We start from the raw sequence: 1,106 nt of genomic DNA on the forward strand, positions 1-1,106 counted from the left end.
CAATGGTGGAGTTCGCGGCAGAGGCTGAGACACCGGTCAATGGATGGGTCGCCTGGCAGGTCCCTGCCAAAGACCATCCCGAGCGCCATCACTCCTCCAACAACAGCGCCACACGAACAGCCGGCACCCCCGATGCCGAGCGGGAACCCTGATGCCATGCGGATTACCCGTTCGGGATATCCGAGCTGGAACCCGTCGTTTACCGCTTTGACGATCGCCTCCGTGCAGTAGAACTGACCGGATCGGTAATACTCTTCTGCAGTCTTCCGGATATCTGCGGGTTGTACCGTTCCAGGTTGTTTATTCATCTGCGCACTTCCGAAGCACTTTTATTTTTGGAGTCGAACTTCAGCTTTGAGCGGGATAGCATGCTGAATGGTGAACATCCCCATGCAGCGTTTCAGGGCATACTCCTTCAGGTCCTGAACCTGTGATTCCGATACATCACCCTTCACATCCAGGAATACCCGGTATTCGTGGATGAGCGGGTTGTTGCCAAGGTCGAACTGGGCAGTATAATCGAGATCTGCCTCAACCCGGGTCTTTACCGAAGTCAGAGGGATGTTGCGCACCGCTGCTTCAGTAACAAACGTACTGGAGTAAGATGCGGCAAACCAGAAGAGACCAAAGGCCATCGGCCCGGGCCGGCAACCGGGGCCGGCTAAGTTCGGGTAGCTGGCTTCCAGCGCGTACATGCCATCTTGTACTTTGACGTTCGACCGGAACTGGGGCCCTCCCTCTTCAAAGAGCCAGTCGCCTTCAATCTTTGCGGTGAATTTCGCCTCAGCCGGGGTTGTCTGGATCTCTTTTTTGTAGGCGATACATTGGGCCTTATCAATGTTGTTCAAGGTCATAAGTAAACACCAGTATCTAATCCTGCATGAAAGTAAAAATAATTTGTTAAATTTTCCTTTCCGTGATGCTAATGCCCTTAACAAATAACAACATCCCGGTTCCGACGACATTATGGGGTGAGCCACCTTCACCGCGCAGCACACGGAGTGTCGGTATCTTCAGGAATCACCTTTGGATCTCCGACGGCGTTCAATACAATGCACCTGATTGTTTCATACAGATTTGATTAACAAATTAAATAAATTTTGCAT

At 51.5% G+C, this 1,106-nt stretch carries 2 protein-coding genes; both read right to left on the reverse strand.

The window, feature by feature from the left end; genetic code table 11:
* A partial coding sequence (locus tag CW742_RS14590; RefSeq protein ID WP_292421639.1) for a C-GCAxxG-C-C family (seleno)protein occupies positions 1-308 on the reverse strand: 308 nt, incomplete at its 3' end.
* Between the two features lie 21 nt (positions 309-329).
* Positions 330-854 (reverse strand): OsmC family protein, encoded by a 525-nt coding sequence (locus CW742_RS14595; protein WP_292421642.1) that lies wholly within the window; start codon positions 852-854, stop codon positions 330-332.
* Positions 855-1,106: the final 252 nt, after the last annotated feature.

Origin of the sequence: Methanoregula sp. (assembly GCF_002835825.1) — an archaeon.
GTDB lineage: Archaea > Halobacteriota > Methanomicrobia > Methanomicrobiales > Methanospirillaceae > Methanoregula.

Coding starts and splice junctions, on each gene's coding strand:
- CW742_RS14595 (WP_292421642.1), bottom strand. CDS start 854: ATGACCTTGAACAACATTGATAAGGCCCAATGTATCGCCTACAAAAAA.